This window comes from Duganella qianjiadongensis, from assembly GCF_009857915.1.
GTDB lineage: Bacteria > Pseudomonadota > Gammaproteobacteria > Burkholderiales > Burkholderiaceae_D > Rugamonas > Rugamonas qianjiadongensis.
Map to the genome: position 1 here is coordinate 72,698 of NZ_WWCM01000002.1, position 24,940 is coordinate 97,637.

Annotated in this window: 21 protein-coding genes; 12 read left to right on the forward strand and 9 right to left on the reverse strand. The window is 62.8% G+C overall.

The features are described from left to right. The first annotated feature begins 37 nt into the window (after positions 1-37). The 4 genes from GTP27_RS03340 to GTP27_RS03355 all read left to right on the forward strand — a co-directional run bounded on the left by GTP27_RS03340 (position 38) and on the right by GTP27_RS03355 (position 4,418). Positions 38-835, forward strand: coding sequence for a PhzF family phenazine biosynthesis protein (locus tag GTP27_RS03340; protein WP_161037776.1), 798 nt, complete (start codon positions 38-40; stop codon positions 833-835). A 104-nt stretch (positions 836-939) separates the two neighbouring features. Continuing rightward, positions 940-1,389: a DUF2844 domain-containing protein gene (locus GTP27_RS03345; protein WP_229633366.1), complete on the forward strand. Its 450-nt coding sequence runs from the start codon at positions 940-942 to the stop codon at positions 1,387-1,389. Between the two features lie 96 nt (positions 1,390-1,485). Beyond that, entirely contained in the window at positions 1,486-3,582 is a 2,097-nt protein-coding gene (locus GTP27_RS03350) for a bifunctional 2',3'-cyclic-nucleotide 2'-phosphodiesterase/3'-nucleotidase (RefSeq protein ID WP_161037778.1), read from the forward strand. Between the two features lie 92 nt (positions 3,583-3,674). Then, positions 3,675-4,418 carry a tetratricopeptide repeat protein gene (locus GTP27_RS03355; protein ID WP_161037779.1) on the forward strand — a complete coding sequence of 248 codons (744 nt, stop codon included), beginning with the start codon at positions 3,675-3,677 and terminating at the stop codon, positions 4,416-4,418. A gap of 33 nt (positions 4,419-4,451) precedes the next feature. On the opposite strand, the gene coaD is transcribed toward GTP27_RS03355, so the two are convergent. The 5 genes from coaD to GTP27_RS03380 all read right to left on the reverse strand — a co-directional run bounded on the left by coaD (position 4,452) and on the right by GTP27_RS03380 (position 10,006). Further along, positions 4,452-5,597: a pantetheine-phosphate adenylyltransferase gene (gene coaD, locus GTP27_RS03360; RefSeq protein WP_161037780.1), complete on the reverse strand. Its 1,146-nt coding sequence runs from the start codon at positions 5,595-5,597 to the stop codon at positions 4,452-4,454. A gap of 32 nt (positions 5,598-5,629) precedes the next feature. Next, the gene (locus GTP27_RS03365) at positions 5,630-7,030 is read right to left on the reverse strand and encodes an ATP-binding protein (RefSeq protein ID WP_229633367.1); all 1,401 of its coding nucleotides are present in this window, start codon (positions 7,028-7,030) and stop codon (positions 5,630-5,632) included. After that, a complete protein-coding gene (locus tag GTP27_RS03370) occupies positions 7,027-7,686 on the reverse strand; it encodes a response regulator (RefSeq protein ID WP_161037781.1) in 660 nt (219 codons plus the stop codon). Before GTP27_RS03370 ends, GTP27_RS03365 begins: the two co-directional genes overlap by 4 nt. Before the next feature lie 82 nt (positions 7,687-7,768). After that, on the reverse strand, positions 7,769-9,259 hold the full coding sequence (locus GTP27_RS03375) for a DegQ family serine endoprotease (RefSeq protein ID WP_161037782.1): 1,491 nt from the start codon (positions 9,257-9,259) through the stop codon (positions 7,769-7,771). Positions 9,260-9,547: 288 nt separating this feature from the next. Beyond that, positions 9,548-10,006, reverse strand: a complete 459-nt coding sequence (locus tag GTP27_RS03380) for an Hsp20 family protein (RefSeq protein WP_161037783.1) — start codon at positions 10,004-10,006, stop codon at positions 9,548-9,550. A gap of 285 nt (positions 10,007-10,291) precedes the next feature. Between GTP27_RS03380 and GTP27_RS03385 the strand changes: the two genes are divergently transcribed. Together GTP27_RS03385 and GTP27_RS03390 are read left to right on the forward strand one after the other, a co-directional pair. Next, entirely contained in the window at positions 10,292-12,172 is a 1,881-nt protein-coding gene (locus GTP27_RS03385; RefSeq protein WP_161037784.1) for a M61 family metallopeptidase, read from the forward strand. A gap of 76 nt (positions 12,173-12,248) precedes the next feature. Next, a complete protein-coding gene (locus GTP27_RS03390; protein ID WP_161037785.1) occupies positions 12,249-12,593 on the forward strand; it encodes a hypothetical protein in 345 nt (114 codons plus the stop codon). Positions 12,594-12,648: 55 nt separating this feature from the next. Here GTP27_RS03390 and GTP27_RS03395 read toward each other — a convergent pair whose 3' ends face one another. After that, entirely contained in the window at positions 12,649-14,127 is a 1,479-nt protein-coding gene (locus tag GTP27_RS03395; RefSeq protein ID WP_161037786.1) for a Y-family DNA polymerase, read from the reverse strand. Then, positions 14,057-14,767, reverse strand: a complete 711-nt coding sequence (gene imuA / locus GTP27_RS03400) for a translesion DNA synthesis-associated protein ImuA (protein ID WP_161037787.1) — start codon at positions 14,765-14,767, stop codon at positions 14,057-14,059. Before imuA ends, GTP27_RS03395 begins: the two co-directional genes overlap by 71 nt. Positions 14,768-14,926: 159 nt before the next feature. Between imuA and GTP27_RS03405 the strand changes: the two genes are divergently transcribed. After that, positions 14,927-16,171: a putative Na+/H+ antiporter gene (locus GTP27_RS03405; protein WP_161037788.1), complete on the forward strand. Its 1,245-nt coding sequence runs from the start codon at positions 14,927-14,929 to the stop codon at positions 16,169-16,171. Positions 16,172-16,179: 8 nt separating this feature from the next. Here the strand turns inward: GTP27_RS03405 and hrpA are convergent, their stop codons facing one another. After that, positions 16,180-20,343, reverse strand: a complete 4,164-nt coding sequence (hrpA, locus tag GTP27_RS03410; protein WP_161037789.1) for an ATP-dependent RNA helicase HrpA — start codon at positions 20,341-20,343, stop codon at positions 16,180-16,182. Between the two features lie 55 nt (positions 20,344-20,398). Here hrpA and argA point away from each other — a divergent pair, with 55 nt between their 5' ends. Further along, on the forward strand, positions 20,399-21,709 hold the full coding sequence (argA, locus tag GTP27_RS03415; protein WP_161037790.1) for an amino-acid N-acetyltransferase: 1,311 nt from the start codon (positions 20,399-20,401) through the stop codon (positions 21,707-21,709). A 34-nt stretch (positions 21,710-21,743) separates the two neighbouring features. After that, entirely contained in the window at positions 21,744-22,016 is a 273-nt protein-coding gene (locus tag GTP27_RS03420) for an oxidative damage protection protein (RefSeq protein ID WP_161037791.1), read from the forward strand. Positions 22,017-22,067: 51 nt separating this feature from the next. Here GTP27_RS03420 and rpiA read toward each other — a convergent pair whose 3' ends face one another. Further along, positions 22,068-22,745 (reverse strand): ribose-5-phosphate isomerase RpiA, encoded by a 678-nt coding sequence (rpiA, locus tag GTP27_RS03425; RefSeq protein WP_161037792.1) that lies wholly within the window; start codon positions 22,743-22,745, stop codon positions 22,068-22,070. 210 nt (positions 22,746-22,955) lie between these two features. On the opposite strand from rpiA, the gene GTP27_RS03430 reads away from it, so the two are divergent. From GTP27_RS03430 to GTP27_RS03440, 3 genes are read left to right on the forward strand one after another with little or no spacing between them, the layout of a single operon-like run. Continuing rightward, positions 22,956-23,327, forward strand: a complete 372-nt coding sequence (locus tag GTP27_RS03430; RefSeq protein ID WP_161037793.1) for a response regulator — start codon at positions 22,956-22,958, stop codon at positions 23,325-23,327. 2 nt (positions 23,328-23,329) lie between these two features. Further along, complete coding sequence (locus tag GTP27_RS03435; RefSeq protein WP_161037794.1) at positions 23,330-23,956, forward strand: chemotaxis protein CheC; 627 nt, start codon at positions 23,330-23,332, stop codon at positions 23,954-23,956. A 10-nt stretch (positions 23,957-23,966) separates the two neighbouring features. Beyond that, on the forward strand, positions 23,967-24,932 hold the full coding sequence (locus GTP27_RS03440) for a sensor domain-containing diguanylate cyclase (protein WP_161037795.1): 966 nt from the start codon (positions 23,967-23,969) through the stop codon (positions 24,930-24,932). Positions 24,933-24,940: the final 8 nt, after the last annotated feature.

Consider the following 24,940-nt stretch of genomic DNA (forward strand, 5'->3'; position numbering starts at 1 on the left):
GCAAGGATGCGATGAAGTGCCCAATCCGGGGACCAGAATGCTAAAAACCAGCGTGCAGCAACTATTGTGCTTCGGCATACAGGCAGGAACGGGCAATCCCGCACTGGTCGTCCAGCACGACCATCAGGACGTAGCGCAGCGCCAGCAATTTGCACGGCACCGCAAGCTGCCCGCCTGCGTCTTCATCGACCGCAGCGCCGACGGCGCCATCGCGCTCGACTATTACTACCCCCATGCGCGCAGCCCGCTGTGCCTGCACGCCACGCTGGCGGCAGCACGGCTGCTGCTTTCGCCCGCTCAGCCACAGCTAAAAGTCCGCACGGCCATGCATGGCCAGGCCCTCACGCTCATCCTGCGCGGCGATCAGCTGTATATCCGGCTGGCGCCGCAGCAGCTGACCCAGCCGGCCATTGCGCCCGATCTGCCCGCGCGTCTGCTGGCCATGCCCGCCATCGCGCTGCGCTCGGCCCCTGTGGTGGCGTCCGTCGGCAGCCCCAAACTGCTGCTGCAGGTAGCCGACAGTAAGACGCTGCAGGCACTTGCTCCCGATCTGGCGGCCATCCGCGCATGGGGCAAGGCACAGGGTGTGAACGGCTGTTATGTTTGGTGCGAGCGCGCCGACGGCATGCTGGAGGGACGCAACTTCAACCATCTCGAGCCAGCCATGGAAGATCAGGCTACCGGCGTCGCTGCGGGCGCCCTGAGCCTGCATCTAGGCCGGCCTATCGCCCTGTTTCAGGGGGCGGCGCTAGGCCAGCCCTGCCTGATCCGCACTGAACTCGACGATAACGCCGTACTGGTAGGCGGCAGGGCAGAAATTCTGGCAGAAAGCTGACGTAACGATTGCTTACATCTCGCTAACGGCAGAAAACAGCGCTGCGCCCTACACTGGCTCCATCTTAGGCACAGGAGCACATCATGCGCCGCGCACTGTTACTCATGCTTTTTCTTTCCGTACTGCAAGGTGCACTCGCCTATGCAGCGCTGGGCAGTTCGCCCTCCTCGTTCGACCAGAACGGCATCCAGATGGCGGCCCGCAGCATCATGCCGCGCAGCGCCGACAGCATCGCCGTCTACACGGTGAGCCAGAACCGGCTGGCCAGCGGCACCGTGGTGCGCGAATATGCCAACCTGCAGGGCGCAGTGTTTGCCGTCAGCTGGAATGGCCCCACCCTGCCCGACCTGCAGAACCTGATGGGCCAGCAGTTCACCATGCTCAGCAACCACAGCACGCCCGCTAGCGCGCAGGTGGGCGCACCGCAGCGCCAGCTGGCACTATCGCCGTCCGACATGATGATGGTGGCCAGCAGCCATCAGCGCAATTTTGTCGGCCGGGCGTGGATACCGGCCGCCCTGCCGCCGGGCTTCAATACCGCCGTGATCGAATAACTGCACGATTAGTAGAAAACATTTATATTCTGTCACGATGCTGTCATAGCGCAGCGCTAGAGTCGCTACCTTAAATTTCCCCCATTTGAGGTAACGATGAAATTCAATGTGGTGCTTTTCGCTGCCATGGCAGCTGCTGGTCTGGTTGGCTGCGGTGCAGACTATAAAAACGGCCCCTCGATACCCGAGGGCACGACGGTGACGCTGGCACTGCTGGAAACCACCGACCTGCACGCCAACGTGATGAGCTACAACTACTACTCGCTGGCCGAAGACACCAGCCTCGGTATGGAGCGCACGGCCACGCTGGTGGCGGCCGCCCGCGCTGAAAATCCGAACAATCTGCTGCTTGACGACGGTGACGTCATCCAGGGCACCCTGCTGGGCGATCTGCAGGCCGTGACCAAGCCCGTTACCTGCGCCGACACCATGGCCATCCACAAAGCCATGAACGCCATGAAGTACGACGGCGGCGGCTTCGGCAACCACGAATTCAACTACGGTCTGCCGCTGCTGAGCCAGATCACCAATACCGACTTCGGCATTCCCGGCGTGAGCAAGCCAGCCGGCACCTGCGGCGGCCCCAACTTCCCGCTGGTACTGAGCAACGTCACCGGCGTAGCCAGCGGCAAGCCTATCGTCCAGCCATACAGCCTGCTGCCGCGCACTTTCTCGGCCGTGACACCGGACGGTAACAAGCTCGATGTGAAAATCAATGTCGGCATCATGAGCTTCGTGCCGCCGCAGATACTGGACTGGGACCAGAAAAATCTGGCCGGTAAGGTCGCCGTCACGGGCGTGCAGGAAGCGGCCAAGCAGTATGTACCGGAACTGCGCAGCAAAGGCGCCGATCTGGTGGTGGCACTGTCGCACGGCGGTCTGGACCCCAGCGCCTACAGCCCGAAAATGGAAAACGGCAGCTACCATCTGACCAGCACCGGCATCGATGCCCTGCTGGTCGGCCACTCGCACCTGATCTTCCCGAAAGGTAAAGAGACGGGCGCACCGGCGCTCGACCCGTCGTTCGCCGCCTTCCCTGCCAGCGCCAAGATCGATGCCATCAACGGCTTCGTCAACGGCGTACCGACCGTGATGGCGCAGAGCTGGGGCCGCCGTCTGGGCATTATCAAAATGACGCTGGCCTACACGGGCGGCAAATGGGTGGTGCAGCCTGCCAAGACCACGGTGGAATCGCGTGGCTTCAAATATACCGACGGCGTGACCAATGCCAAGGCCGATCCTGGCATCGCCCCGCTGGTGGCCACCGAACATGCGGCCACCATCGCCTACGCCAAGCAGCCGCTGGGCGTAGCCACCGATTTCGAAATGTCGGCCTACTTTGCACTGGTGGGCGATGTCAGCGCCATCCAGCTGGTCAATCAGGCCCAGCTCGACTACGTGAAAAAATTCATCGCCAGCAGCACCGACGCTACCATCGCCAGCTACAAGAACATCCCCGTGATCTCGTGCAGCGCGCCGTTCAAGGCGGGCCGCAACGGTCCTTCCGACTTCACCGACGTAGCGCCGGGCGCCAGCCCAGCCGCACCGGTAGGTCTGCAAGTGCGCAATCCCGGTGACCTCTACCTGTACAGCAACAACAATCTGCAGGCCGTGAAGATCAAAGGTTCCGACCTCAAGGCATGGCTGGAAACGGCAGCCAAGCAGTTCGCCCAGATCAATCCTGCCCTCGCCAGCGAGCAGGATCTGGTACCGAGCTACGGCACCATCTACAACTACGACGTGTTCTACGCCGAGAACAACGCGCTGACCTACCAGATCGATGTGACCAAACCAGCCGGCAGCCGCATCGTCAACCTCAGCTATCTGGGCAAGGCCGTGGCGGATACTGACGACTTCATCGTCGCCACCAATGACTACCGCGCAGGCGGCGGCGGTTCGGTGCCGGGCATCGATGGCAGCAAGACCATCATCAAGTCGCCCGATGCCAATCAGACCGTGGTGAGCAACTACCTGACGGCTCTGGGCAGCAGCAGCGGCAAGGTCACGCTGGCTGGCAACGGCAGCGCGCGCAGCTGGAGCTTCGTCAAAGTGTCCACCGCCGGTCCGGTGATACTGCGTTCGGCGCCGGGCCATCTGGCTCTGGCACAGAACAGCGGCATCAGCAGCATCACGGCAGAAGGCCCGCTCGATGCCAGCGGCTATGCCAAGTACAGCGTCGATCTGAGCAAGTAAGCCGCGTCTGATCGTTCGCAGCACAGGGAGCCGCTACGCCGGCTCCCTGTACAGCGATACAGCCGATACACAATCATCAAGAGGTGCCGCCCATGTCTCTGTCGAAATCCGCCTTTGCGCTCGCCAGTTCCATCCTGATTGCCGCCATGCTGCCAGCCTGCCAGATGCAGCAGGAGAAGCCCACTTCGGCGCAGATCGAAACGGTCAGCATGAAGGCCGCGCAGCAGGCCGATGCGGCCGCCGAACGCAAGCTGATGGCATGGGCCACACAGGGCCTGCCGGTAGCCCAGCGCGAACTGGGCTTGCTGTATCAGGCCCGCAGCACCCAGCGCGCGCAGGCCGTATCTCTGTTCGAGCAGGCCGCGCAGGCAGGAGATACGGAGGCGGCGTTCCGGCTGGCCGAATTGCTACGCAACGGTGCAGCGCAGATAGCGCCCGCACCGGCAGCGGCAGCCCACTGGTACGGTCAGGCTGCCAGCGCACAACATGCACGCGCGGCACTGATGCTGGGCCTGCTGTACAAGAATGGCGAAGGCATCGAACGCAACGAGCAGCAAGCCGCGCACTGGCTAGGCGTCGCCAGCGAACTGGGTAACCCCCATGCGATGTTCCTGCTGTCCTACATTTATCAGGAAGGGCGTGGCGTGACCGTCGATCAAGCCCGCGCCCGCGCGCTGCTGGAACAAGCCGCCGAACATGAATATCCGCCGGCCATACAGGAGCTGGCAATGACAGTGCAGATCGGCGATGGTCTGAGTCCGAAAGACGAACTGCGCGCCAGCCACCTGCTCAAGGAAGCGGCCGAGCACCGCCACAACAACTGGAACCGCTTTTAACGGCAGGCCTGCGCGGCAAACTGGCAGGCTGGCTTAGCCCGCCAGCTGGGCCATTTCGCGCTGCATATTCTCGATGGCGCGTTCGTTATACTGCTCGGCAAAATAGGCATTGCCGAACAGCTGCCCCGTCTCCGCTTTGCGGCACATATGGGCCAGCGCAGCGCGCCGCTCCTGGCGGTATTTCACATCGGGCAGATGGATGTACTCCTGCCGGATAGCGCGCGCATAGTTGCCATACACCTCGTCGTCCTGCCCGAGAATGGCCAGATCCACACCCAGCAGCACATCTTTCAGGCGGTGCTCGATATGGGCTTCCTGGAAATGGTCGGTGGCGCGGATCAGCGCGGCGGCATCTTCACGCTCCTGCCCCAGATGGCAGTCCAGCCACAGACGGGCGCTGGCTTCTTCGCTGGTGATGTCTATGCCCAGCCCCGCCGGCCCGTACTCGGCATCATGGAACCAGAAGGCCTGCTTGACGATGGCCACATCGGCCGGATCGGGACGGGTATTGGCAGCCCACACGCGGATCTCGCACAGGCCATGCACCAGATGGTCGAGGTTGTGATAATGGCGCTGCGGCCCGCCATACATGGTGGCGCCGGTCAGGCGGATAAACCAGTCGTCGGCATGGGCGATGGCGGTGGCGTCGATGGCTTCGTAGTCCCACAGCGCCTCCCACTCGCGCCGCAGCCAGCTCAGCACCCACGCGTGGTAGGCCGGACCGGGCACAAATTTCTTCATGATCCAGTTCCAGCCTATCGGCCCTTCCAGCGCCTTGACGAAGCTGGAGCTGACGGAACCGAGGTCGCGCGGCGGCATCACGAAGATGGTCTTGGCACCCTGCAGCACATCGACGTTGGTCTGCTGGATCAGGTTCTCGTAATCGAAATCGGCCGTGGTACGGATACCACGGATCAGGCAGTGCACCCCCTGCTTTTTGGCCGCCCGTGCCGTGTAATCGCCCTTGACGATCACCACCTGCACATTGTCCCAGCCCTGCTGGGCGCAGCTCAGGGCGATGATGCTTTTACGCTCTTCAGCGCTGAAACGGGGCTTCTTGGCCGGATTCTCGGACAGGAATACCACCACTTGGTCCGCCAGCGAACGGGCTTCGTTGATCACCCACATATGCCCATTGGTGATGGGATCGAAGGTGCCCGAAAAGCCGATTTTTTCCATGAACCGCTCCAACGCCTGATAAAACTGGCATTTTAGACTGGAGTGGCCTTCATGGTGTCAGGAAAATCGACCTTGATCTTCAGCCCGCCCAGCCGTTCGGAGCTATCAAGACTGAGCACCGCCTGATGGCGCTCGGCGATGGAACGGATAATCGCCAGCCCCAGACCGCTGCCGCCGGCGGGGCTGCCCGGTACACGGTAGAAGCGGCTGAACACCCGTTCGCGCTCTTCCGGCGCAATGCCGGGGCCGGAATCTTCCACGCACAGCAGTATGCGGCCCGGCTTGCCGCCTGCGCCTGCCGTGCGGCGCAGATCGATATCGACCGTGCCGCCCGAGGGCGTGTATTTGATGGCGTTATCCACCAGATTGCGCAGCAGGATCAGCAGCGCATCGCTCTGCCCTGCCACCGTCACATCGTCCGCATGGTGCACGCCGAGATCGATCTGGCGCGCCTGCGCCAGCCCGCTCATGTCGCCCAGCGTCCGCTTTATCAGCTCGGTCAGATTGACCGGCTCCAGCGTCACCTCATGCTGGACGCCTTCCTGCCGCGCCAGCACCAGCAACTGTTCCACCAGCCGCGTCGCCCGTTCGATCCCGGCGGTGACGCGTGCCACCGCCACGCTGCGCGCGGCATCGTCCTGTGCCCGCTCCAGACTGAGCACCTGCAGTTTCAGTGCCGCCAGCGGGGTGCGCAGTTCATGCGCGGCATCAGCCACAAAATGCTGCTGCGCCTCGAACGCCGTGCGTACACGGCCAAACAGCAGATTGAGTTCCTGAACCAGCGGCAGCACTTCATCAGGCAGATCGTTTTCCGACACCGGCGACAGATCATCGGCCTGCCTTGCCGCCACTTGCCGCTTGACGCGCGACACCGGCGCCAGCGAACCGCTCACTACCCACCACACCACCAGCATCAGCACCGGCGCCATCACGGCAATCGGCCCCACCGTACGCAATGCCAGCGTACCGGCCATGCGCTGGCGCACCGCCATATCCTGCGCCACCTGCACCGTCTGGTTACTGGTCTGTACGGAGAAAATCCGGTAAGTGGTGTTATTGGCTTTCACGTTGGAGAAGCCCAGCACGGCGCGCTGGGGCAGCGCGGCACGCGACAGGGAACGGAACACCTGCGCTCCGTCCGGCGTCCAGACCTGCACCACCAGATCGTCGTTCTCCGGATCGGCTGCCGTATCGGCCGCCTTGTTGGTCAGCGTGGCGCTGGAACGCAAGGCCATCGCCATCTGCTGCATGTGGTAATCGAAAATTTGATCGGCGTCATTCAGCGCACTGCGATAGGCCACCATGGCCTGCGCTATCGCCGCCATGGTAATGGCCGCCAGCAGGAACCACAGCAGACGCCCGCGCAGCGAGTGCGTTACCACCGGCACCTTGGGCAGCGGCGGCATGCGCACCTTGACCTTCATGCTCTTCATAGTTTGGGAACCATGTAGCCCAGACCACGCACGTTCTGTATCAGTTCTGCGCCCAGCTTCTTGCGCAGGCCGTGGATGTATACTTCCACCGCATTGCTGTTGACTTCATCCTTCCAGCTGTACAGCTTCTCTTCCAGCTGCTGGCGCGACAGCACGATGCCGGGACGGGCGATCAATGCTTCCAGCACGGCCCATTCGCGTGCCGACAGATTGACCTGCTTGCCATCGGCCAGCACTTCGCGCGTCTGCGGATTGACGCTCACATTGCCATGCTCGAACACCGGCTCGGCACGGCCGGCCGAACGGCGCAGCAGCGCACGGATGCGCGCCAGCAGTTCGTCCAGATCATAGGGTTTCAGCACGTAGTCGTCGGCACCGGCATCGAGGCCGGCGATGCGCTGCTCCTTGGCGTCGCGCGCAGTGGCGATCAGTACCGGCGTGAGCTCCTTGCGCGCACGCATGGAACGCAGCACTTCCAGACCATCCTTGCGCGGCAGGCCCAGATCGAGCAGCACCAGATCATAGGTCTGGGTCTGCAGGGCCGTATCGGCCATGGCGCCATCCTTGACCCAGTCTACCGCGTAGTGCTCGGCCCTGAGCAGGTCGAGCACTACTTCGCCTATCATCGTATCGTCTTCTACCAGCAGAAGTCGCATCTTGTTATTTCCTTTCTATTTTTGTGTCGCGTTCTGCCGGCCAGACTATGGCCTGCGGAATCCGGCTAAAGCATACGGCTCATTAACCGAGACGCACCGGAATGAAGATTCTATCGTCGCCCCGCTGGATCAGCAATGCCACCGATTTACCGGACTTGTCCACCACTTCGCGCACCTGCTCCACGCTCTGTACGGGACGGCCATTCACCGATAGCAGTACATCACCGGGCTGCACGCCTGCGGCTGCAGCGGCGCCACGGGCATCCTCGATCACCAAACCGGAACTGATGCCGGACTGGCGCTTCTCGATGTTTTCCAGCGGCCGCAACGACAGGCCCAGGCGCACTTTGCCGGTAGCCTGTTCCTCGCGGTCCGTATCGGCCAGCTGCGCCTTGTCATTGGCATTGCCCAGCGTCGCCTTGATAGCCTCCATCTTACCCTGACGCCAGACTTCCAGCGTCACTTTGTCGCCCGGCGTCGCAAGGCTGACCATGGCCGGCAGGTCGCCCGAACTGACGATTTTCTGGCCGTTGATGGTGCGGATCACATCGCCCGGTTTCAGGCCGGCCTTGTCGGCAGGGCCGCCTTTATCCACTTTCGAAATCAGCGCGCCTTCCGGCGTGGCCAGATCGAAGGAATCGGCAAAGCCCTGATTAACTTCCTGCACCGTCACACCGAGCTTGGCATGGGTGACCTTACCGGTAGCGATAATCTGGTCCTTGATCTTGCTGGCCACATCGATAGGGATGGCGAACGACAGGCCCTGATAGCCGCCCGTCTGGCTGTAGATCTGCGAGTTAATGCCGACCACTTCGCCGCGGGTGTTAAACAGCGGGCCGCCCGAGTTGCCGGGGTTGACTGCCACGTCGGTCTGGATGAAGGGCACGTTCCCATCCGGCAGCGAGCGGCCTTTGGCGCTGACGACGCCTGCCGTGACGGTGTTTTCCAGTCCGAACGGCGAGCCTATGGCCAGTACCCACTGGCCTACTTTCAGATCATTCGATTTGGCCAGCGGCACTACCGGCAGGTTTTTCGCGTCGATCTTCAGCACCGCCACATCGCTCTTCGGATCGGAGCCCAGCACCTTGGCGCGGAATTCGCGGCGGTCGGTCAGTTTCACCGTCACTTCGCTGGCGTCACGCACCACGTGGGCATTGGTCAGTATCACGCCGTCGCTGCTGACGATGAACCCCGAACCCATGCCATGGGTAGGCACGCGCTGGCCGCCACGCTGCTGCGGCATCTGGAAGCGGCGGAAGAATTCGAAGAAGGGATCGTCCGCAAACGGGTCGCCGCGCCCGGCCGGTTCGTTATAGGACGCGCGGGTGCTGCCGGTCACGCTGATGTTGACCACTGCGGGACCGTTGTGATCAACGATCACGCTGAAATCGGGCAAAGTGATGCCGGGTGCTGGCACGGCTACCGGCGCGGCGGCGGGCGCGGAAGCGGCCTGCACCACGGTTGGAGCGGCGGCAACAGCATTCCCTTGCTGCACTGCGACAGCGCCACCCACGCCGATCACGCCCAGGACGGCCACTGCCAGGGCTGCACGTTTGAGAGTAGATTGAGACATAGTGAAACTCCTGCAATGAAGGTTGCGATTAAGCTGACAACTAAGGTTGAACAACACTGCCAATATGCGGCAGCAAACTTAGACGCGTCTTAACTTTTTGCAGGTCGGCCGCAGTGCGGGAACAGCACTCGCCACGCGCCCGCAGGCCGACGCAGCACTGGCCGTGCCGGAAGAAACCGGCCGGCCAGACAGACGTAGAACTGGCCGGAAAGCTCAACTACGCTCCGGCCAGTCGGGATCATTCTAGACTACCGCGCTGCGGTAGTTAATATGCAACTCAAGCCGGCATTAAGCGGCCTGACGCTGCTCCAGTGCCGTCACATTAGGACCGCCGTCGATGACGATCTTGCGTGGCTTGAGGGCTTCCGGCACTTCGCGTACCAGCTCGATGGTCAGCATGCCGTTATCGAACGTGGCGCCGGTCACCTTGACGTGGTTGGCCAGCTGGAAGCGCTGCTCGAAATCCCGCGCTGCGATACCGCGGTGCAGATAGGTGCGCGCGCTAGTGTCCTTTTCCTTGCGGCCTACTACCTGCAGCGAATCACGCTCGAAGGTGATGTCGATTTCCGAACGGTTGAAGCCGGCCAGCGCCATGACGATGCGGTACTGATCGTCGCTCACCAGTTCGATGTTGTAAGGGGGATAGCTAGGGGTGGCATCGCCGCGTTGGGCGTCGTTGAGCATTTGGGCCAGACGGTCGAAACCGATAGCGGAACGATACAGTGGGGTCAGGTCGAAGTTACGCATGATAGATATCCTTTTCAAGTTAAGCGATATGGTCAGGTGGCCCCCATCTGGGCGACCACTGACTCCGATATAGGATGGTTTTTGCCTGTTTCAAGGCCTTGAAAAATGCTCTGCGCGTCCCCAGCCGGCCAGTTTTTTCACTTTTTTTTGAAAATTTTTTCGATTTTTCCCAAAAAATTTTCGCCGCGCGGACCCCGGCCGCCGCCACCGGCAGATACGCTTTGCAACATTTGCCATGTTTCCTACGTGCTACACTCGGTTTTTCCGTTTTTTTGACCTGAGACCATGTTCCTGCCTCGCGCCATCCTCGCTACCCTGCTCGCCTGTGCCTATCCTGCCCATGCCAGCAGCATTTCCGACCAGCCCTATCCGGGCACCATCGTACTGAAAGTGGACGCCACCAATACGGCCCAGCAGATTTTCCGCGTACGGGAAAGCATTCCGGCCCAGCCCGGCAAGCTCACCCTGCTGTATCCGCAATGGGTGGTCGGCAATCACGGCCCTAGCGGCACGCTGAGCCAGTTTGCTGGTCTGAAAGTATTCGCCAACGGCAAGCAGATCGACTGGGTGCGCGACACCGTCAACGTGTATGCCTTCCATATCGACGTGCCGCAGGGTGCCAGCAGCGTGGACGTAGAGTTCCAGTACCTGTCGCCCACCGAGGCCGCACAGGGCCGCACCACCATGACCAATGACATTCTGGGCGTGCAGTGGCAGTCCGTCACGCTGTATCCGGCTGGCTACGACAGCCGCAAGATCACCATGCAGGCCAACCTGACCGTACCGAAAGACTGGCAGTACGGCACGGCGCTGGAAACCGCCCAGCGCAGCGGCGACGAGATCGCCTTCAAACCGCTCGATCTGGAAGCCATGATGGATTCGCCCCTGTTCGCTGGACGCTACTTCCGCCGCATCGACCTCGATCCGGGCGCGCGCATCCCCGTGCACCTGAATGTGGTAGCCGACTCGGCCGACCAGCTGGAAGCCACGCCGGAACAGATCGCGCCGCACCGTGCCATGGTCCAGCAAGCGTATAAACTGTTTAACTCGCAGCACTACAAACACTACGACTTCCTGTTCGCCATCAGCGACGAATTCGGCGGCATCGGCCGCGAACACCACCAGTCCAGCGAAAACGGCGTCAAGCTCGGCTACTTCACCGAGTGGTCCAAGCACGAAGCGCGGCGCGAACTGCTGCCGCATGAATTCACTCACTCGTGGAACGGCAAGTTCCGCCGTCCGGCCGACCAGAATGTACCGAACTTCAACACCCCGCTGCAGAACTCGCTGCTGTGGGTGTACGAAGGCCAGACCCAGTACTGGGGCGCCGTGCTGGCGGCCCGCTCCGGTCTGATCAAGGCCGAACACACGCGCGATCTGCTGGCCGCCACCGCGGCCCGCTACGACAACGTCAAAGGCCGCGAATGGCGCGCCGTGCAGGACACCACCAATGACCCTATCGTCAATGGCCGCCGTCCGCAGGGCTGGAACAACTGGCAGCGCGCCGAGGACTACTACTCGGAAGGTGAGCTGATCTGGCTCGATGCCGATACCCTGATCCGCGAGCTGTCGGGCGATAAGCGCTCGCTCAACGATTTCGCCCGCCGCTTCTTCGGCGTCGATGACGGCGTCAACGTAGCCAAACACTACACCTTCGAGGACGTGGTGCGCGAACTGAACGCCATCCAGCCGTATGACTGGGCGACTTTCCTGCGCAGCCGCCTGGACGGCCATGGCCCGCGCGCGCCGCTAGCTGGTCTGGCCCGCGCCGGCTGGAAACTGGTGTACACGGAGAAGCCGACTGATTTCCTCAAAGCCCAGGAAGAGCAGAGCAAATCGGCCAACTTCCAGTACTCGCTGGGTTTCTCGGTGGGAGCCGAGGGCAAGCTGGAAGCCTTCCAGTGGGATGGTCTGGGCTTCAAAGCAGGTCTGTCGGGCGGTAGCACGCTGCTGGCCGTGAATGGCCGCGCCTACAAAGCGGAAGTGCTGCGTGCCGCCATTACGGCTGCCAAGACCAGCAAAGACCCGATCAAGCTGCTGGTAAAAAAAGGCAATCTGTACCAGACCTATGAGTTCGATTACCACGAAGGGCTCAAGTATCCGCGTCTGGAACGTATCAGCGGTACGCCGGACCGCCTGGAAGCCATACTGCAGCCGATGAAGTAAGGCTGGAACGCCCGCCACAGTCCGCCAACGGGCGGCTGTGGCGCCAGCGGGCGCCAATCTGGTGTATGCTGGCGCCATGAACCAAGACACCGACATCCATCTCAGCGGCCCGTTCGAGGCCATCGACGGCAGCGGCCGTACCCACAAAGTCAAAGCCATCCGCATTTTCGATGAAGGCTATGGCGCCATCGACGTGTACGTCGATTTTGCCAGCCCTATCAGTGGCCTGCATAAAGACGCCGGCCTGATCGGCGCCGTGCAGGCACAATTGCGCAAGCTCGGCTACAACGGCCCCAGCGTGCAGGCAGGCGATAGCGTACTGCAGGAAAACCGCCTGCTGGTGCTGGAAGCGCCCGATGCGTTCAATGCCTACGCTGCCAGCAAAGGCTGGAAAGACCTGTCCGAAGAATACGGCGACTGATCCTCTGCCCTGCCAGCCCGGCTGATGCGCATGTAGCCGCCGTGCTGGCTGCCGCTCAGGCGAAAAACCCGTGCAGATACCAGCGCGCCTCGGCCGGATCGCCGCCGCTGGGACGCTCGCGGTACAGCCAGTAATGGGCGTGGTCCGCCCCTTCCGCCATAAAATAATCGCGCGTCTGCAAAGACTGCCACCATCCTGCTTCTATCCGCTCGCCCGCTGAAATGATTTTCAGCGGCGAGCCATAGTAAGGCCGGTGCTCGCGCATCAGCAGCGCAATCGGCTGCGCCAGCAGCCATGCGGGACGGGGCAAGGCCGGTACATCAGGCGGCAGTTGCGGACGCGCTGCCGGCGCACGGATTTTCTGCTGCACGCTGACCCACTGGTTGGCATGCTCGGGCCGGTAATCGGCCAGCGGTGCCGCCTGCAGCACATTCTCCGCGCCCAGCCGCGCCGTCAGCACTTCCAGCAGGCGTTGCCAGTCCTCCTTGCTGCCGCCCGGTTCAGGGAACAACGAGTCGCTCGGCGGCGCCATAGGCTGCACCTGCGGCGCTTCCAGACATAGGCCAATTACGGGCGCATCGAGTTCCTGCCGCCCCAGCCGCTCTTTCAGCAGCCGCAGCAGATGCGCATCGCGCCACGTGGGTTCGGCCAGCACAATCTCGATCACCGTCGGCGGGCCTGCCTGCCGCCCCCGCTCATGTTCGAGCAGCAGGCGCACGCGCTGCACGGCAAACTGGTGCGCCGTCAGCCAGCCCGTCAGTTGCTGCAGCAGACACTGCACGCCGAACAGCAAGGCCGCAGTCTGCTCCACCCGGTCGAACAGTTCGATGCGGGCGCGGAAGCTGGCCGGTGGCTGCAGCCACTGGTAGAGCTCGGGGCGCATGCCGGCGGCGTCATCTAGCATATCGAGCAAGGCGCGGCCGCAACGGCGCTGCAAGCCGGGGCGCGGCAGCTGGCGCAACTGCCCCAGGGTCAGACAGCCTATGCCTTCCAGCCATGCCAGATAAGGCCGCGCTGGCGGCAGCACGCTCACATGCAGGCCATCGATCCGGCGCAGCAAGGTGGCCATTTTCAGCGCCCGTCCGCCGCCGCTGCGCGCCAGCAGCCACGCCCCGCGCGCCGTCGGTGCACAGCCCAGCGTGGCACTGTAACCCAGTGTGCGCAAGCAGGCGCGCACGCGCCGGCACAGCGCCAGCGGGCCGCCGAACAGACGCAGGCTGGCGCCCACATCGAGCAGCAGCGACGCTTCCTCCACCTGCGCCAGCTGCGGGGTAAATTGCAGCAGCGCCAGCGCCACCGCCTGCTGCGCTTCCAGCTCCAGTTGCGGCGCGCGCTGCTGGAACTGAGCGTGTGGCAGCAGCATCAGCGCACCGCCGCGCCGCATGCCCATCTGCACCCCGGCCTGCTGCGCCAGCGCCGACAGGGCCACCACTCCTTCCTGCTCCAGCACCACCGTGTACTGGTCAGCTGACCAGCGCGGACAGAAGACTTCGAGCGGCAAGCGCGGCAGGTGTAGAGCGATCCAGAGACGCATGGCGTTGAAACAGAGTAGGTGTCAGGGGTAAAAACAGCGGAGCATCGCGTTGCGGCCCGCGTCGTTTGACGAAACCGATGTCGATGCCGCCCGGCGCAGTGTGCAGCGCCAGCCTGAGCGGCGCCGGCGAAGCATCCTGCGCCGCCGCCAGCGGCCTAAGCAGGCAGAACAGCGTATCCCCGCTCTGCGCGGCCAGATGCAAGCGGCGCAGGGTTTCGCCACGGGCATGGTTCTGCCACAGCAGCAGCGCGCCGCAGCAGCCGCTGCGCAGCACCTGCTCGGCCGCCCACAGGGCATCGGCGCTGCGCGCACCGCTGCGTATCCACACCAGCTGCGACGGTTCCAGCCCCAGCGCCGCCAGCGCCAGCGCCTGCGGTGCATGGGGCGGCTGCAGCAGCACGATGGGGCGCCGCCCCAGCGCCTGTAAAGCCGGCCGCAGGAGGCGCAATTCGCCCATGCCGTGCTGTTGCAGCAACAGGTCGATCAGCACGCCCTGCGGCCAGCCGCCACCGGGCAGCTGGCTGGACAGGGCGGCAAAGCCGGTATCGATGCAGCGCCCGCTGCTGCGCGCCAGCTGTGACGCCAGCCAGAGCGAGGGATGGACTGTTTCCGGCGCGACAAGTGATGCGGAGCGGCTCATGAAGTGGGGATAAAAAAGCAAAATACTGTATGCACATACAGTACATTTTCCGCTCAGCTTAGTCAATGACTATCTTCCCAGCAAGACTTAAAGGAAACCGTACGCGGCTTGCTGTAACATGCCTATCTAGCCATTTATATCTTTCGACAAGGATCAACTTTGCAAACTGTACAACTGCTGGGCGCCATCCTGTTTGGTCTGGCACTACTGCATACTTTTGCCGCCAAATCCATCGAACAACTGGCCCACCGCCACCCGCGCCACGCAGGCCTGTTCCATCTGCTGGGTGAGGTGGAAGTGGTGTTCGGTTTCTGGGCCATCGTACTCATCATCAGCATGGCCGTGGTGGGCGGCGGCGAGAACGCCATCCGCTACGCCGAGTCGCGCCAGTACACCGAACCGCTATTCGTCTTCACCGTGATGGTGGTGGCCGCCTCGCGCCCCGTGCTGGCCGTGGTGCAAAGCCTGCTCGGGGGTCTGGCCCGGCTGCTGCCCATGCGCACGGAACTGGCGCTGGTCTGGTTCGGCATGGCGCTGGTGCCGCTCTCCGGCTCGCTGATTACCGAACCCGCCGCCATGACGCTGGCCGCGCTGATGCTGGCGCCGCTGGTGTTCCGCGACGAGCTGCCGGAATGGCTCAAGTACGCTGCGCTGGGCGTGCTGTTCGTGAACGTCTCGATAGGCGGCACCCTCACTGCCTATGCCGCCCCGCCGGTACTGATGGTGGCCAGCACATGGCACTGGGATAGCGCCTACATGGCCCAGCATTTCGGCTGGCGCGCGGCGCTGGCCGTGCTGTTCAACGCCAGCGTGATCACGGCCGTACTGGCGCGCCACCTGCGCCCGCACACCAATAGCGACAGCGACAGCGCACCGGTGCCGCTGCTGGTGAGTGCCGTGCATCTGGCGTTTCTGGCCTTGGTCGTGGTGTTCAGCCACCACCCGGTGCTGTTCCTCGGCCTGTTCATGCTGTTCCTCGGCTTCACCATTGCCTACCAGCGCTACCAGCAGCCGCTGATCATCAAGGAAGGCCTGCTGGTGGGCTTTTTCCTCGCTGGTCTGGTGGTACTGGGCGGGATGCAGCAATGGTGGCTGCAACCCATCGTGGAAAGTCTGGCGCCCACGGCGCTGTTCTTCAGCGCGCTGGGACTGACGGCGATTACCGACAACGCAGCCCTGACCTATCTGGGTTCGCTGATACAGGGCATCAGTCCGCAATCGCAATATATGCTGGTGGCCGGTGCCGTCGCCGGCGGCGGCCTGACGGTGATCGCCAACGCGCCCAATCCGGCCGGTGCCGCCCTGCTGCGCCATGGCTTCCGCGATGCGTCGATAGGCGCCATCGGCCTGCTGCTGGGGGCACTGCCCCCTACCGCAGTGGCCGTGCTGGCCTTCCTGCTCTGAGTTGATACTTAGCGCTGCATCGATTCCCAGACTTTCTGCAGGCGCTTGACCGACACCGGCATGGGCGTGCGCAGCTCCTGGGCAAACAGCGAGACGCGCAGTTCTTCCAGCATCCAGCGGAATTCCACCAGCTTGGGGTCGGTATTCCGCCCCGCCGATTTGTCACGGGCAGCGCGCTGGTACAGCTGCGCGGCCTGCTGCCACTCCGCCATCTGTTTGGCGTCACGGGCAGGATCGCCGCGCAGCTTTTCCAGCCGCACATTCATCGCCTTCAGGTAACGCGGGAAGTGGGCCAGCTGGCTGTACTCGTTATCCATCAGGAAGCGCTTGTTCACCAGCCCCTGCAACTGCGCCTGCATGTCGCTGGCCACCGCCGCAGGCAGCCCTTGCAGACGCTTGGGCATGCCGTGGAACTCGGTCAGCACCTGCGACAGCAGGCGCGCGATCTCGTTCACCAGCAGCACCAGCCGCGACTTGCCTTCGTCCTTGCGCTTGGCAAAGCTGTCGGCATCGAGCGGCAGCGGGTCCTGCAGACAGGCGATATCGAGCGCCTTCTGGATGATCTGCTCGCGCAGCTCTTCCTGCGTGCCCATGCTCATGAACTGCATGCCCATCTGCTGCAGATTGGGGATGCTCTTTTCGATGAACTTGATCTGGTCCTTCATCTGCAAGGCGAACAGCCGGCGCAGGCCGGCACGATGGGTGCGCGCTGCCACGGTGGGATCGTCGAACACTTCCAGATCGCAGTGCGTGCCCTTGTCCACCAGCGCAGGGAAGCCGATCAGCGTCAGCTTGCCCTGCACGATTTCCAGCAGCTCCGGCAGCTCGCCGAAAGTCCAGCTGGTCAGGCCATTGAGGGTGATGCCACTGGCGGTGCTGCTGCCGCTGGCAGCAGCATTGCCCGCAGGCTGGGCCTGAGCGGCTTTGCCGCCAGCAGCGGCGCCGCCCTTGGCGTTCGCCTGTGCCGCTGCCCCGCCATGCTGTGACTGTGCCTGCCCCTTGCCGCCGCTGGTACTGAGCGCACGCAGGCTGACACCCTGCCCGCCATTGGCCTCGGCCATCTTCTGGAAACTCTCACGCGCCTGCGTGCCGAATTCGGCCTGCAGGGTGGCCAGATTGCGTCCCATATCGAGCTGGCGGCCATGCTCGTCGATCACCTTGAAGTTCATGAAGTGGTGCGCAGGCAGCGTCTCCGGCTTGAAGTCACTGGTCAGCACCGAGATAGTGATCTGGGCCCGGATGTCGGCAATGATGGCGTCGATCAGATCGCCGCGGCCAAAGCTGCCCGCTTCCTGCACGCGCTCGCAGAAGCGCGCTGCATAGTCGGGCAGCGGCACGCAGTGGCGGCGCAGCTTCTGCGGCAGAGACTTCAGCAGCAGATGCACTTTTTCCTTCAGCATGCCCGGCACCAGCCATTCGCAGCGCTCGCGCGGCAGCTGGTTCAATGCATACAGCGGCACGGCCATGGTCACGCCATCGCGCACGCTGCCCGGCTCGAAGTGATAGGTCAGCTGCAGTTCCAGCCCCGTCACCGCCATGGTTTTCGGGAACAGGTCGGTGGTCACGCCAGCTGCCTCGTGGCGCATCAGCTCATCGCGGTTCAGATACAGCAGCTTGGGATTTTCCAGCGTCGCCTGCTTGTGCCACTTCTCGAAACCGGCGCCGTTGACGATATCGGCCGGCAGCAGCTGGTCGTAGAAAGCCGCAATCAGTTCATCGTCCACCAGCACGTCCAGACGGCGCGACTTGTGTTCGAGGTTCTCGATTTCCTTGACCAGCTTGTGGTTGTGGGCAAAGAACGGCGCACGGGTATCGTAATCGCCGCCGACCAGCGCATCGCGGATGAAAATTTCGCGTGCTTCGCCCGGGTTGAACTGGCCGTAATTGATGCGGCGCTGGCTGTACACCACCAATCCGTACAGAGTAGCGCGTTCGGACGCGGTGACCTGTGCGGCGCGCTTTTCCCAGCGCGGCTCGCCCCACGATTTTTTCAGCAGATGACCGCCCACTTTTTCCAGCCACTCGGGCTGGATCTGTGCCACGCAGCGCGCATACAGACGGGTGGTATCCACCAGCTCTGCCGCCATCACCCACTTGCCGGGCTTTTTCAGCAGCGAGGAACCGGGCCAGATATTAAATTTGATGCCGCGTGCACCGAGGTAGCCGGCGCCCGGTTCGTCGTCGCTCTTGAAGCCTATATTACCGAGCAAGCCAGTCAGCAGCGCCAGATGCAGGTTTTCGTACGTAGCCGGTGCCTCGTTGAGGCGCCAGCCCTGCTCTTTCACGATCGTCAGCAGCTGCGAATGCACATCGCGCCACTCGCGCAGGCGCAGTTGCGACAGGAAGTTGCTGCGGCAGTTATCCATCAGCTGGCGATTGGTCTTCTTGTGTTCGATGGCGCTCTCGAACCACTTCCAGATTTTCAGATAGCTGAGGAATTCCGATTTTTCGTCGGCGAACTTCTTGTGCGCCTCGTCGGCAGCCTGCTGGTGCTCCATCGGCCGGTCACGCGGGTCCTGCACCGACAGCGCCGAAGCGATGATCAGCATTTCATCGAGACAGACGTTATCCTGCGCCGCCAGTATCATCCGGCCCACACGCGGATCAAGCGGCAGCTTGGCCAGCTTTTTGCCCAGCGGCGTGATCTGGTTGTATTCGTCCACCGCGCCCAGCTCCTGCAGCAGCTGGTAGCCGTCGGCAATCGCGCGCGCCAGCGGCGGTTCGATGAAGGGGAAAGTCTCCACATCGGCCAGATGCAGCGTCTTCATGCGCAGGATGACGGAGGCCAGCGAAGAACGCAGGATTTCCGGTTCGGTGAACTTGGGCCGCTGCAGGAACTCCTGCTCGTCGTACAGGCGGATACACACGCCATCGGCCACCCGGCCGCAACGGCCGGCACGCTGGTTGGCCGCCGATTGCGCAATCGGCTCGATCTGCAACTGCTCGACCTTGTTGCGGTAGCTGTAGCGCTTGACCCGCGCCAGACCGGCATCGACCACGTAGCGTATGCCCGGCACCGTCAGCGAGGTTTCCGCCACGTTAGTAGCGAGCACAATGCGGCGCGCATTAGTTACCTTGAACACGCGCTCCTGTTCTTCTGCCGACAGGCGCGCGAACAGGGGCAGTATCTCCACGTGAGGCGGGTGATGCTTGCGCAGCGCTTCGGCCACGTCGCGGATTTCGCGTTCGCCGGGCAGGAACACCAGCACATCGCCGCTGCCGATACGGGCTACTTCATCGACGCCATCGACCACGGCATCGATCAGATCGCGCTTCTCGCGCGCTGCCGCCGTGCGCTGGCCTTTGCCTTCGGCATTGGCCACGGCTGGATTGGGCACATCGCTATCGATAGGACGGTAGCGCACTTCCACCTTGTACAGACGGCCCGACACCTCGATCACGGGCGCAGGCTTTTCCGCCGTACCGAAGTGGCGCGCAAAACGCTCGGCATCGATGGTCGCCGAAGTGATAATCACCTTCAGGTCCGGCCGGCGCGGCAGCAGCTGCTTCAGATAGCCGAGCAGGAAATCGATGTTCAGGCTGCGCTCGTGCGCCTCGTCGATGATGATGGTGTCGTAATTCTTCAGCAGCGGGTCGGTCTGGGTTTCGGCCAGCAATATGCCGTCCGTCATCAGCTTGACGGAGGCGCCACGGGTCAGCGTATCGGCAAAGCGCACCTTGAAACCCACGTGCACGCCCAGCGGCGCCCCCAGTTCCTGCGCAATCCGCTTGGCAGTGGAGGATGCCGCGATACGGCGCGGCTGGGTGTGGCCGATCAGCCCCTTCTGGCCGCGCCCCAGCTCCAGACAGATTTTCGGCAGCTGGGTAGTCTTGCCGGAACCCGTTTCACCGCTGACGATAATCACCTGATGGCCTTGCAAAGCCTCGGCGATCTCGTGGCGGCGGCCCGACACCGGCAAATCCTCGGGGTAGCTAATCTCCGGCAGCGGGTTGCGGAACATGCGCTCGGCTTCGCGCGCGGCCAGCTCCTCCGGCGTCAGCCTGGGGCGCTGCTCGCGCTCCTTACGCTCGCCCTGCGGCCGGCGTGCGCCACCCTGCCCTGCGGGCTGGGCAGGCTGGTGGCGCGGTGGCTGATCCGGCTTACGGCCTTGCGGGGAACGTTCTGCGGGGCGATTCTGCGGGTTTTTGGGCTGATTACGGACGTCTGACATTGTTTTTTACAAAGGTTTTGGCGCGGAAGTCGCGCACCGAATTATAATGCGCCTAATGGAAAACCCTACCCAATTCGTCCAATGGCTGCGCTCTGTCGCGCCCTACATCCACGCTTTCCGTGGCAAGACCTTCGTGGTCGCCTTCCCCGGTGAACTGGTCAGCGCCGGCGCCCTGCAGGTGCTGGCGCATGATCTGTCGCTGCTGCACGCGCTCGACATCAACGTCACCGTGGTCTACGGCTCGCGCCCGCAGGTAGCCGAACAGCTGGCCTTGCGTCAGGTAGAAGGCCGTTTCCACAACGGCGTGCGCATCACCGACGCTGCCGCACTGGAGTGCGCCAAAGAGGCCGCCGGTGAACTGCGCCTCGACATCGAGGCGGCGTTCAGCCAGGGCCTGCCCAACACGCCGATGTCGCATGCAGCGATCCGTATCATTTCTGGCAACTTCATCACCGCCCGTCCGCTGGGCGTGATCGACGGCGTCGATTTCGAGCTGACCGGCATTACCCGTAAGGTCGATGCCGAAACCATCCATTCCATCCTCGGTTCGGACGGTCTGGTGCTGCTCTCGCCGCTGGGCTTCTCGCCCACCGGCGAAGCCTTCAACCTGACCATGGAAGATGTGGCCTGCAGCGCGGCGATTGCCCTGCATGCCGATAAGCTGATCTTCATTACCGAAACCCCGATGATGACGGATGCGGGCGGCACCGAAATCCGCGAGCTGTCCTCGCATCAGGCCGAAGCCGTGCTGATGGCCGGTTTCCTGCCCGATTCGACCGCGTTCTACCTCAAGCACTGCGTCAAAGCCTGCCACAACGGCGTGGAGCGTTCGCACATCGTCCCGTTCGAGATGGATGGCTCGGCCCTGCTGGAGCTGTTCACCCACGATGGCGTGGGTACCATGATTTCGCATGACAATCTGGAATCGCTGCGCCAGGCCACCATCGAAGACGTGGGCGGCATCATCAAACTGATCGAGCCGCTGGAAGCCGACGGCACGCTGGTGAAACGGGGCCGCGAACTGATCGAACGCGAAATCGACTACTTCTCCGTGATCGACCACGACGGCGTGATCTTCGGCTGCGCCGCGCTGTATCCCTTCCCCGAGCAGAAAATGGCGGAAATGGCCTGCCTCACCGTCAATCCGGAAGTGCAGGCACAGGGCGACGGCGAGCGTATCCTCAAGCACATGGAGAACCGCGCCCGCGCCATCGGCATTACCAAGCTGTTCGTGCTGACCACCCGCACCGCCCACTGGTTCCAGAAACGCGGCTTTGTGCCGGCCACCGTGGATGCCCTGCCTAAAGACCGGCAGCGCATGTACAACTGGCAGCGCAAATCCCAGGTTCTGATTAAAACCTTATAATGGCGTTTTACGTTCAGCTTTAGGAGTGTCGCAAATGGCCCGCACCGTCCAATGTATCAAACTTAACAAGGAAGCCGAAGGCATGGACTTCCCGCCTTACCCGGGCGAACTCGGCAAAAAGATCTACGAGTCGGTGTCGAAAGAAGCGTGGGCTGCATGGCTCAAGCATCAGACCATGCTGGTCAACGAAAACCGTCTGAATCTGGCCGATCAGCGCGCCCGTAAATATCTGGCGCAGCAAATGGAAAAGCACTTCTTCGGCGACGGTGCCGATGCGGCAGTCGGCTACGTGCCGCCTAGCGCCTAAGCCAGCGCACAGTAGCGACTGCGTCCGCCCTTGCAGCGGACGCCTTCCTGCTTAGAACTTCAGAGTTTTCACGCCTTCGGCCATGCCCAGCAGGCAGACGTTGGCGCCACGGGCAGCGAACAGGCCCACGGCGATCACGCCGACGATCTGGTTGATCTGCGCTTCCAGCGCCACCGGATCGGTAATCGACAGGCCGGCCACGTCCAGGATATTGCCGCCGTTATCGGTCACGAAGGCTTCATCGCTGCCGGCTTTCAGGCGCAGCTTGGGCGTGCCGCCCAGTTTGGCCAGTTCGCGCGCCACGGCATTGCGTGCCATCGGCAGCACTTCCACCGGCAGCGGGAACTTGCCCAGTACGTCCACCAGCTTGGAACCGTCAGCGATGCAGACGAACTGGCCGGACACGGAAGCGACGATCTTCTCGCGCGTCAGCGCGGCGCCGCCGCCCTTGATCATGGCGCCGGCAGCGTTGATTTCATCCGCGCCGTCAATATACACGGCAATCGACGGCACCTCATTGAGGTCATACACTTCGATGCCATGGCCGCGCAGACGGGCTGCCGTGGCTTCCGACGAGGCTACTGCGCCCTTGATGCGGTGCTTGATCAGCGCCAGTTCGTCGATGAAGAAATTGGCAGTGGAGCCGGTGCCCACGCCGATGATTTCGTTGTCTACCACGTAGGCAATGGCGGCACGGGCTACCGCTTGTTTCAGTTCGTCCTGAGTCATAGTCTATCTATTCGAAGAGATGGGTGAAAGGGGATGGGCGCTATTTTAACGGATCACACCCGGCCTACCCGAATTACCAGTAGGAAATCAATTTCGTATTGCGCAAAAGTAACGTGGCGCGCCTGCCGCATCCGGCCAACGATCTTGCCATTCATATACGTGAATGTGCGAGAATCACAACTTGTCGACCCGCCCGCCGAGGATAGCGCCATGACGTCGCCCAAGACCATATTGATCGTCGATGACAGCCGGGTTTCGCGCATGATGGCGCGCAATTACATCGGCTTGCTGCACGCTGACTGGAACATCGAAGAAGCCGGCAGCGGCGAAGAAGCCCTGCTCAAGGCGCGCAGCTTGTCGCCCGATCTGATCCTGATGGATGTAAATATGCCCGGCATGGGCGGCATGGCCGCCGCCGAACAGTTGCGCCAGGAATGGCCGGCCGTGCCGATCTCGCTGCTGACAGCCAATGTGCAGACCGCCACGCGCGAACGCGCCGCGGCGCTGGGGCTGGGCTTTGTGGAAAAGCCCATCACCGAAGCCCGTATTGCCACTCTGCTTGCCACGCTGACTGCGGCCTGACCATGTTTGCCCTGTCCGAACTGGAAAACGACGCGCTGATCGAAATCTTCAATATCGGCGTGGGTCAGGCTGCGGCCTCGATGAGCGCCATCGTGGATGAACCGGTGGCCATGTCGGTACCGTCGATCAGCTTTGTGGACCGGCGCGAAGCCGCGCGCCTGCTCGACAACAAGGACCCGGAAGCGGAGCGCATCTGCGGCGTCAGCCAGCATTTCGAAGGCGCCTTCGATACCCAGGCCATCCTCATGTTCCCCGAAGATAAAAGTCTGGAGATCGTGCGCCTGATGGTGGGCGAAGCCGTGCCGCTCAAGGAGCTGACGGAGATGGAACAGGAGGCCATGTGCGAGATCGGCAACATCATCCTCAATTCCTGCGTGGGCACGCTGGCCAATATCTTCCGCCACGAGCTGCATGGCTCGCTGCCGCAATACCATGTGGGCACCAGCGATGAAATCATGAGCGCCTCGGGCAGCGGGCCCGATACCGTGGTACTGATGCTGCATATCGATTTTGTGCTGGAGCGTCACCAGATACGCGGCTATGTCGCCTTTGTGCTCGACGTCACCGCACTGCACGATCTGACGGAACAGATCAACCGCTACATCGCCCGCGCGATGGGGCAGGAGTGAGGGCCGGACCATGCCGAACTCGCCGCCCGAACTCCGCCTGCGACTGCTGCAAAGCGTGTTCTCGTCCATCAGCATGGGCGCCATCGTGCTCAATCCCGTGCGCCGCATCGTGCTATGGAATAGCTGGATGGCCCAGTATTCGGGCATCAGCACCGAACGGGCGCTGGGCCAGCCATTTCTGGCGATCTGCCCCGAACTGCAGGGCGGGCGGGTGGAGATGGCCATCACCCAGGCGCTCAGCAACAACTTCCCGTCGCTGCTGTCGCAGAGCCTGAACAAGGCCCCCTTCCCTCTCTACGCCAGCGCGCTGGCAGTGGAACGGCAGGAACGCATCCAGCAGGCGATCGAAGTAACGCCGATCGCCGTGGCCGGCGCCGAACGCCACTGCCTGATCCAGATTAACGACGTCAGCATCGCGGTGGGACGCGAGAAGCTGCTGCGCGAACAGGCGCTGGTACTGCGCTCGCAGACCTTTGCCGACGGCCTGACCGGCATCGCCAACCGGCGCCACTTCGATGTGGCTATCGACCGCGAGCACCGGCGCGCGCGCCGCAGCGGCCAGCCGCTGTCGCTGCTGATGATAGACATCGACCACTTCAAACCCTATAACGACCACTACGGCCACCAGAAAGGTGACCAGTGCCTGATCCGCGTGGCAGCCGCCATGGCCGCCATTCTGAAACGGCCGTGTGACCTGATGGCGCGCTACGGCGGCGAGGAATTCGGCATCATCCTGCCCGATACCGATCTGCCGCAGGCGCAGCGCATGGCCGAAGCCATACGCGCCGCCGTGCAGGAACTGGCCATCCCGCACGGACGCCATAGCAACTCGCAGCATGTTACCGTCAGCATCGGCATCGCCACGCTGGACGTGGATGCGCAGCACGATATCGAAATGCTGATCGGCGCGGCGGACCGCGCGCTGTATCAGGCCAAACACGCAGGCCGCAACCGCAGCGTCAGCTGCAGCACCTAGGACGGTAC

What these genes read in the sequence shown, in the direction of transcription:
- GTP27_RS03340 (WP_161037776.1), top strand. Translation starts at nt 38, where the DNA reads ATGCTAAAAACCAGCGTGCAGCAACTATTGTGCTTCGGCATACAGGCA.
- GTP27_RS03345 (WP_229633366.1), top strand. Translation starts at nt 940, where the DNA reads ATGCTTTTTCTTTCCGTACTGCAAGGTGCACTCGCCTATGCAGCGCTG.
- GTP27_RS03350 (WP_161037778.1), top strand. Translation starts at nt 1,486, where the DNA reads ATGAAATTCAATGTGGTGCTTTTCGCTGCCATGGCAGCTGCTGGTCTG.
- GTP27_RS03355 (WP_161037779.1), top strand. Translation starts at nt 3,675, where the DNA reads ATGTCTCTGTCGAAATCCGCCTTTGCGCTCGCCAGTTCCATCCTGATT.
- coaD (WP_161037780.1), bottom strand. Translation starts at nt 5,597, where the DNA reads ATGGAAAAAATCGGCTTTTCGGGCACCTTCGATCCCATCACCAATGGG.
- GTP27_RS03365 (WP_229633367.1), bottom strand. Translation starts at nt 7,030, where the DNA reads ATGAAGAGCATGAAGGTCAAGGTGCGCATGCCGCCGCTGCCCAAGGTG.
- GTP27_RS03370 (WP_161037781.1), bottom strand. Translation starts at nt 7,686, where the DNA reads ATGCGACTTCTGCTGGTAGAAGACGATACGATGATAGGCGAAGTAGTG.
- GTP27_RS03375 (WP_161037782.1), bottom strand. Translation starts at nt 9,259, where the DNA reads ATGTCTCAATCTACTCTCAAACGTGCAGCCCTGGCAGTGGCCGTCCTG.
- GTP27_RS03380 (WP_161037783.1), bottom strand. Translation starts at nt 10,006, where the DNA reads ATGCGTAACTTCGACCTGACCCCACTGTATCGTTCCGCTATCGGTTTC.
- GTP27_RS03385 (WP_161037784.1), top strand. Translation starts at nt 10,292, where the DNA reads ATGTTCCTGCCTCGCGCCATCCTCGCTACCCTGCTCGCCTGTGCCTAT.
- GTP27_RS03390 (WP_161037785.1), top strand. Translation starts at nt 12,249, where the DNA reads ATGAACCAAGACACCGACATCCATCTCAGCGGCCCGTTCGAGGCCATC.
- GTP27_RS03395 (WP_161037786.1), bottom strand. Translation starts at nt 14,127, where the DNA reads ATGCGTCTCTGGATCGCTCTACACCTGCCGCGCTTGCCGCTCGAAGTC.
- imuA (WP_161037787.1), bottom strand. Translation starts at nt 14,767, where the DNA reads ATGAGCCGCTCCGCATCACTTGTCGCGCCGGAAACAGTCCATCCCTCG.
- hrpA (WP_161037789.1), bottom strand. Translation starts at nt 20,343, where the DNA reads ATGTCAGACGTCCGTAATCAGCCCAAAAACCCGCAGAATCGCCCCGCA.
- argA (WP_161037790.1), top strand. Translation starts at nt 20,399, where the DNA reads ATGGAAAACCCTACCCAATTCGTCCAATGGCTGCGCTCTGTCGCGCCC.
- GTP27_RS03420 (WP_161037791.1), top strand. Translation starts at nt 21,744, where the DNA reads ATGGCCCGCACCGTCCAATGTATCAAACTTAACAAGGAAGCCGAAGGC.
- rpiA (WP_161037792.1), bottom strand. Translation starts at nt 22,745, where the DNA reads ATGACTCAGGACGAACTGAAACAAGCGGTAGCCCGTGCCGCCATTGCC.
- GTP27_RS03430 (WP_161037793.1), top strand. Translation starts at nt 22,956, where the DNA reads ATGACGTCGCCCAAGACCATATTGATCGTCGATGACAGCCGGGTTTCG.
- GTP27_RS03435 (WP_161037794.1), top strand. Translation starts at nt 23,330, where the DNA reads ATGTTTGCCCTGTCCGAACTGGAAAACGACGCGCTGATCGAAATCTTC.
- GTP27_RS03440 (WP_161037795.1), top strand. Translation starts at nt 23,967, where the DNA reads ATGCCGAACTCGCCGCCCGAACTCCGCCTGCGACTGCTGCAAAGCGTG.